This is a genomic window from Streptococcus sp. HMSC072G04, assembly GCF_001813295.1.
GTDB lineage: Bacteria > Bacillota > Bacilli > Lactobacillales > Streptococcaceae > Streptococcus.
Genome location: NZ_KV812036.1, coordinates 74,242 through 81,048 on the forward strand (window position 1 = coordinate 74,242; position 6,807 = coordinate 81,048).

Genomic DNA, 6,807 nt, shown 5'->3' on the forward strand with positions numbered 1-6,807 from the left:
GATTTCAGCAATCCAGGAAGTTCCATGACTTATCAAAGATACAAAGGGCGCTCGCGGATAAAGTCAAAATAGGAAGTTTGACGCAGAAACTTTTGATTCTAGGAAAACTTATCTTTTTGACACAATCCGCAGCTCGTGTTCAATTAGTTTTGAGCCCCTTCGCTTTTTGATTTTTAGGCTCAGGCTAAAAAAGTTCCCTGAACTGTTTTACTTTCAAAACTCCCGAGTGCCTGAAACAATTATGTTTCAGGCACTTTTCTCACGGCGGAAAGTTTCAGTAGATGATTGAATAACTTTAACTCATAAAAAGTTTTTATTCTTATAGAATTTCTAGGAAGTCTTTGAATTATTAAATACTATACCAAGTTTTTCTGAGTTACATGAAAAGTCTAACTTAATTTGACAACTTAGGAATTAAAAAAATTCGAGTAAAATAAAAAAATCAGGCGAAACTGATTTTTATTTTTTTCGTTTATTGTAGTAAATTCGGAATCCTTGAATACTAGCAAAGCTAGAACCAATCGCTAAGGCAAACGCAAAGAAGGTATTCATTTTTGTTGCTAAAAAGATAAAACTAAATACAACCGTCAACACACAGAAAACAGCGATATTTAAAAAATATAGCAATTCACTTAATTGAGGCGCGGGTTCAACTTCAGGAGCATAGTCCTGAACAGGGGATTCTTGGGTTTGTTTGGTTAATTCGATATAATCGAATTTTTCATCATAGTGTCTTAAATTTCTTACGGGCATTTTCTCTCTCCTAACAGTACTCTATTATTCTATCATGAATTCAGCTATATAAATGTTACAAAAATGTTACAAATTTTACAAAATGAATAAATTTCTCTAGAATATCGGAATTTTTGTTATAATGGTTCTATGAAAAATATTATTATTACAGCAACAGCAGAGAGTGTTGAGCAAGCGCAAGCCCTGATTGATGCAGGGGTTGATCGAATCTATGTCGGTGAAAAAGATTACGGATTACGATTGCCTCAAACTTTAAGCTATGACGAAATAAATCGAATTGCCCAACTGGTCCATGCTGCTGGCAAAGAATTGACAGTAGCTGTAAATGCACTGATGCACCAATCGATGATGGATTCAATCAAGCCTTTCTTAGACTTTTTGAAAGAAATTCAGGCTGATTATATTACTGTCGGAGATGCGGGCGTTTTTTATGTCTTGAAACGAGATGGCTATCCATTCAAAACGATTTACGATGCCTCAACCATGGTCACTTCTAGCCGCCAGATCAATTTCTGGGGAAAACAAGCAGGTGCTTCTGAGGCTGTTTTGGCTCGTGAGATTCCATCTGCCGAATTATTCGTAATGGCTGAGAATCTTCAGATTCCTGCAGAAGTATTAGTCTATGGTGCTAGCATTATTCACCATTCGAAACGACCTCTTCTTCAGAATTATTACAACTTCATCAAGACAGAGGATTCTGTGACCAAAGATCGCGATCTGTTCTTGGCAGAACCAGGAGATCCCAATTCTCATTATTCAGTCTACGAGGACAAACATGGAACCCATATCTTCTCAAATAATGACTTGAATATGATGACCAAATTATCTGAGTTGGTAGAACACGGATTTGATCATTGGAAACTCGATGGTGTCTACTGTCCGGGTGAAAACTTTGTCAAGATTACAGAGTACTTTGTCAAGGCCCGTGATTTGATTCAAAAAGGAACATTTACACAGGATCAAGCTTATCTGTTTGATGAAGAAATCCGCAAATTGCATCCAGCTAATCGTGGTTTGGATACTGGTTTCTATGATTATGAACCAGATCGTGTAAAATAATAAAAAAACTAGGGCTTCTTCGTTTGTGAGTTTTCCTTTTTCAGGGAACGAAGAGGCTATTCATCATATCGACAATCTTGTAAATTGGAGAAAACATGACAAATACAAAAAAACGTCCAGAGGTTTTGGTACCTGCTGGAACATTAGAAAAATTAAAAGTTGCCGTTAATTATGGGGCAGACGCTGTGTTCGTTGGTGGACAAGCCTATGGTTTGCGTAGCCGTGCCGGAAACTTTACCATGGATGAGCTTCGTGAAGGTATCGAATATGCTCATGCACGTGGCGTTGATGTTCACGTTGCTTCAAACATGGTGACCCATGAGGGAAATGAACAAGGGGCTGGTGAATGGTTCCGTGAATTGCGGGATATGGGCCTTGATGCCGTGATCGTCTCAGACCCGGCCTTGATTGAAATCTGTGCAACCTATGCACCTGGCCTCAATATTCACTTGTCTACGCAAGCTTCTGCAACCAATGTGGAGACCTTCCATTTCTGGAAAGAATATGGCTTGACCCGTGTCGTCTTGGCCCGTGAGGTATCCATGGAAGAGTTGGCAGAGATCCGTAAGCGTACCGATCTTGAGATCGAAGCCTTCGTTCATGGAGCCATGTGTATTTCTTATTCCGGACGTTGTACCCTTTCTAACCACATGTCTGACCGGGATGCCAACCGTGGTGGCTGTTCTCAATCTTGTCGTTGGAAATACGATCTCTACGATATGCCATTTGGTCAAGAACGCAAGAGTATCAAGGGGCAAGTCCCAGAAGAATACTCTATGTCAGCCGTGGACATGTGTATGATCGAAAATATTCCAGACATGATTGATAATGGGGTTGATAGTTTGAAGATCGAAGGCCGGATGAAATCTGTCCATTACGTATCAACAGTAGCCAACTGTTACAAGGCGGCTTGTGATGCCTATATGGAAAGTCCAGAAGCCTTTTATGCCATCAAGGATGATTTGATCAATGAATTGTGGAAAGTCGCTCAACGTGAATTAGCAACTGGATTCTACTACCAAACACCGACTGAAAATGAACAATTGTTTGGGGCACGTCGTAAGATTCCTCAATACAAATTTGTAGGAGAAGTGGTAGACTTTGATCCATCTACCATGACTGCGACGATTCGCCAACGGAATGTCATCAATGAAGGTGCCCAAGTGGAATTCTACGGACCAGGCTTCCGTCATTTTGAATGCCAGATCCAAGACTTGCATGATAAGGATGGAGTGAAGATTGATCGCGCACCAAATCCGATGGAACTTCTCACGATCACTGTCCCACAAGAAGTCAAGCCAGGAGATATGATTCGTTCTTGCCAGGAAGGTTTAATCAATCTCTACTCAAAAGATGGGGCAAGTAAAACCGTTCGAGTGTAACAAAAAAAGAGAGGGTTAAACCTCTCCTTTTTGTTGGGCGATGCGAATGTTATTGGGGACCAAACTGATTTTCTGGATCTCAGAAATCCGAATAATCGTGGACATACTCTTTTTAAAATTTTTCACGATCAGTTGTCGGCGTTCTTGGTCATACTTGACAATGTCGCCTGTAAAACTCTTATTTGAAAAAATAACATGTACCCCTTGTTTTTTTCGCAATGCTTGTTGAATGATTTCAATAATTCTCTCATCTTCTAATGGGGCAGGGGTACTGACTTTTCCATTGAAAAATTCATTTGCTCGGTCTTTAACGATCTCGAGAAATTTTTTCATAGCTAAATTCTCCATAACTTGATACAATATATTATAGATAATTTCAACGATTTTGTAAATGATTTACGAATATTAGAGATGAGAAGGCGAGAAAGGAGTCGTGAAATGGCAGAATTTTCATTCCAAATCGAAGAACATTTACTGGTCTTGTCAGAAAATGACAAGGGTTGGACCAAAGAATTGAACCGTGTGAGTTTTAATGGTGCTCCTGCTAAGTATGATATCCGGACCTGGAGTCCCGACCATACAAAGATGGGAAAAGGCATTACACTCACGAACGAAGAGTTCCAAGTCATGCTCGATGCATTTAAAAATTAAGAAAAGGGGTCCTTCAAGGACTTCTTTTTTTGTTATAGTCTAAGGCTATATAGATATCAAAGATATTAGATTATCCCAAACCCTTGTTTGTCAGGTGTTGGACTGCTATAATGGTTGCATTGATGAATTAATGTAAAACTTATAGGAAAGAGGGAATCATATTGACACATACACATGCACCTTATCGCGTAGACCATGTTGGTTCATTTCTTCGTCCAGCAACTTTGGTTCAGGCTCGAGAAGATTTCGCAGCTGGAAAAATCAGTCAGTCTGACTTAACAAAAGTAGAAGATCAGGCTATTCGTGACTTAGTTGAAAAGGAAATTGCTGCTGGTCTGAAGTCAGTAACAGATGGAGAATTCCGCCGAGCTTATTGGCATTTGGATTTCTTCTGGGGCTTTGGTGGCATTGATCATGTCCAAGCTGCCCAAGGCTATCAATTCCATGATGAAACAACCAAGGCGGACTCAGCACTTGTCGTTGGAAAAATCACAGGAGCCAATCATCCATTTGTAGAGCATTACAAGTTCTTGCGGGATCTTGTGGCAGATGTAGATGGTGTAGAGGCTAAATATACCATTCCAGCACCTGCGCAATTCTATTTTGAATTGATCCGTGATGCAGAACATGTAGAACAATTGAATACCATCTATCCTGATTTTGCGGCTGTTCGTGAAGATATCAAGCAAGCCTATCTTCAAGTGATTCAAGATTTGTATGATGCAGGACTTCGGACCCTTCAAGTAGATGACTGTACGTGGGGTGTCTTGGTAGATGATAATTTCTTGACGGCTTGGGGAGCAGCTCAAGACAAGTCAAAAGATGAGGTTCGCCGGGAACTCGCTGATCTCTTCTTGACCTTTAACAACGATGTCTACCAACATGTTCCAGCTGGTTTAACCGTCAATACGCACGTTTGTCGTGGGAACTTCCATTCCACTTGGGCTTCATCGGGTGGTTATGCTCCGATTGCCAAAGAACTCCTTGGAGAAGAAGCTGTCAATGCTTACTTCCTTGAGTTTGATACTGATCGGGCTGGTGGTTTTGAACCACTTGCAGAAGTAACCCCTGGTAAAGGAGTGGTATTAGGCCTCTTAACATCTAAGAGTGGTCAATTGGAGAACAAGGACGAAGTGATTGCTCGTATTAAAGAAGCGAGTCAGTATGTACCGTTGGAAAATCTTTACCTGTCGACTCAGTGTGGCTTTGCTTCGACAGAAGAAGGAAACATTCTGACAGAAGAAGACCAATGGAAAAAAATCGGTTTGATTAAAGAAATTGTCGCTGAAGTTTGGGGCGAATAAGGAGGAAGAAACATGTCAGATTTACTAAGTATTTATAAAGAATTGCAAGCTAAAAAATGGGTGGACTTGAGTCACCAAATCAATGCGGAAAGTCCACACTTCCCAGCCCTTCCTGCCTTGCAACAAGAAGATCTTTTCACATTAAAAGATGGTTTCCATGTTCAAAAATTTACAGTGGTTGGTCAATACGGAACGCATATTGATGCACCGATTCACTTTGTAGAAGGGGGTCGTTGGTTGGATGAGATTGACCTCAAAGATCTCCTCTTGCCACTTTATGTGATCAACAAGTCTAAAGAAGTTGCTGCCAATCCAAACTTTATCTTGAGTAAACAAGATATATTAGATTTTGAGGCAGAGCATGGACAAATTGCTGAGGGTGCTTTTGTTGCCTTCCGCAGTGATTGGTCAAAACGTTGGCCAGATCAAGATGCTATGCGTAACCTAGATGAAAATGGGGTTCAACAAAGTCCAGGATGGAGCCGTGAAGCCTTGGAATTCTTGATTCATGAACGCCATGTTAAGGCCGTGGGTCATGAAACCTTCGATACCGATGCAGGTATTCCAGCAGCAGAGCATGGCTTGGTCAATGAATACTACCTCTTGGAACAAAATATCTACCAAGTTGAGGTTTTGAATCAATTGGATCAAGTTCCAGCTGTAGGTGCCTTGATTTCGATTGCTTTCCCTCACTGGGACAAGGCAACTGGTTCACCTGTTCGTGCCATTGCCATCTTACCATAAACAAAGAAAAAATCTTGGAGACAGACATCGCATTTGGACGTTTGTCTTTTTGTATTTACGAAACTATTTTCGTTATCATCTGATATTCCATCCAAAAACCTGATTTAGAGAAAATAAAAAGGGATATTCGTTAATTATTTCGCCAATGTTTTGAGATATAGACGAACCGGTGTAAGCCAAATCTTTATAGGGCTTACACAAAGAAAAGAGAGTGGGACAGAAATCGGTAATTCGTTAGAATTCGATTTCGTCGTCCCGCCTCCGCACAGTTGAGTAGGGCTGTAAAAGCTGATGAAATCAGCGTAGTAGAGCCCACTCAACCACTGCGTCTTGCTCGACAATCCAAAAATAATTGAGAGGCTAGGACTTTTGTCCCAGCCTCTTTTTATCTATCAGAGAGAGCTAAAAGGTTCTCTCTTTGTTAGTTGAACTATTTGTTAAGATGCATTGAAAATCTATTTCGTTAGAAAATTGACTATTTTAAATTAATAAATTATTGACGAGTCAATTTCCGTTTGATTCCAACAGCACCTGCTAAGACAAGAATTCCAGAGAAGACGAGTCCAGATGCAACAACTTCACCTGTATTTGGAAGAAGTGTTTTGCGACCTCCTCCATTGTTTCCACCATTTGAACCTGGCGCACTTGGTGTCGTTGTGGTACCAGAATGATCAGGTTTATTTGGATTTTCTGTTGTAGATGAAGAAGTCTTAGGTTCTACAGTTGTAGTCGTAGTTGTTGTATCTTCTTCACTACTATTATGGTTTTCTGGCTCTTCTGGTGTTGTAGGAGGAGTCTCAGGTGTAGTAGTTACAGTAGTCTTAGGCTCCTCTGTTGAAACAGTTGTAGCAGGAGTCTCAGGTGTTGTAGTTGAAGTAGTCTTAGGCTCTTGAGTCGTAGTGGTTGTGGTTGTA

At 40.5% G+C, this 6,807-nt stretch carries 8 protein-coding genes; 5 read left to right on the top strand and 3 right to left on the bottom strand.

All coding sequences use genetic code 11. The annotated features are described in order from the left end of the window. Nucleotides 1-459 precede the first annotated feature (459 nt). Entirely contained in the window at nt 460-753 is a 294-nt protein-coding gene (locus tag HMPREF2904_RS08340) for a DUF3270 family protein (protein ID WP_049490960.1), read from the bottom strand. Nucleotides 754-882: 129 nt separating this feature from the next. Here HMPREF2904_RS08340 and HMPREF2904_RS08345 point away from each other — a divergent pair, with 129 nt between their 5' ends. Together HMPREF2904_RS08345 and HMPREF2904_RS08350 are read left to right on the top strand one after the other, a co-directional pair. Next, entirely contained in the window at nt 883-1,812 is a 930-nt protein-coding gene (locus tag HMPREF2904_RS08345) for a peptidase U32 family protein (RefSeq protein WP_003015582.1), read from the top strand. Nucleotides 1,813-1,907: 95 nt separating this feature from the next. After that, nucleotides 1,908-3,194, top strand: coding sequence for a peptidase U32 family protein (locus HMPREF2904_RS08350; protein ID WP_070661841.1), 1,287 nt, complete (start codon nt 1,908-1,910; stop codon nt 3,192-3,194). A 15-nt stretch (nt 3,195-3,209) separates the two neighbouring features. On the opposite strand, the gene HMPREF2904_RS08355 is transcribed toward HMPREF2904_RS08350, so the two are convergent. After that, nucleotides 3,210-3,542: a hypothetical protein gene (locus tag HMPREF2904_RS08355; protein WP_013903885.1), complete on the bottom strand. Its 333-nt coding sequence runs from the start codon at nt 3,540-3,542 to the stop codon at nt 3,210-3,212. Nucleotides 3,543-3,632: 90 nt separating this feature from the next. Here HMPREF2904_RS08355 and HMPREF2904_RS08360 point away from each other — a divergent pair, with 90 nt between their 5' ends. The 3 genes from HMPREF2904_RS08360 (at nt 3,633) to HMPREF2904_RS08370 (ending at nt 5,893) form a co-directional block, all read left to right on the top strand. Next, nucleotides 3,633-3,845 (top strand): YdbC family protein, encoded by a 213-nt coding sequence (locus HMPREF2904_RS08360; protein ID WP_003002541.1) that lies wholly within the window; start codon nt 3,633-3,635, stop codon nt 3,843-3,845. A gap of 161 nt (nt 3,846-4,006) precedes the next feature. Further along, on the top strand, nt 4,007-5,149 hold the full coding sequence (locus tag HMPREF2904_RS08365) for a 5-methyltetrahydropteroyltriglutamate--homocysteine S-methyltransferase (RefSeq protein ID WP_070661844.1): 1,143 nt from the start codon (nt 4,007-4,009) through the stop codon (nt 5,147-5,149). A gap of 12 nt (nt 5,150-5,161) precedes the next feature. Then, nucleotides 5,162-5,893, top strand: a complete 732-nt coding sequence (locus tag HMPREF2904_RS08370; RefSeq protein ID WP_070661847.1) for a cyclase family protein — start codon at nt 5,162-5,164, stop codon at nt 5,891-5,893. 493 nt (nt 5,894-6,386) lie between these two features. Here the strand turns inward: HMPREF2904_RS08370 and HMPREF2904_RS11970 are convergent. Next, a partial coding sequence (locus tag HMPREF2904_RS11970; RefSeq protein ID WP_256263266.1) for an LPXTG cell wall anchor domain-containing protein occupies nt 6,387-6,807 on the bottom strand: 421 nt, incomplete at its 5' end.

Excerpts from the sequence above, each read along its gene's own strand:
- HMPREF2904_RS08340 (WP_049490960.1), bottom strand. The coding sequence starts at position 753 with ATGCCCGTAAGAAATTTAAGACACTATGATGAAAAATTCGATTATATC.
- HMPREF2904_RS08345 (WP_003015582.1), top strand. The coding sequence starts at position 883 with ATGAAAAATATTATTATTACAGCAACAGCAGAGAGTGTTGAGCAAGCG.
- HMPREF2904_RS08350 (WP_070661841.1), top strand. The coding sequence starts at position 1,908 with ATGACAAATACAAAAAAACGTCCAGAGGTTTTGGTACCTGCTGGAACA.
- HMPREF2904_RS08355 (WP_013903885.1), bottom strand. The coding sequence starts at position 3,542 with ATGGAGAATTTAGCTATGAAAAAATTTCTCGAGATCGTTAAAGACCGA.
- HMPREF2904_RS08360 (WP_003002541.1), top strand. The coding sequence starts at position 3,633 with ATGGCAGAATTTTCATTCCAAATCGAAGAACATTTACTGGTCTTGTCA.
- HMPREF2904_RS08370 (WP_070661847.1), top strand. The coding sequence starts at position 5,162 with ATGTCAGATTTACTAAGTATTTATAAAGAATTGCAAGCTAAAAAATGG.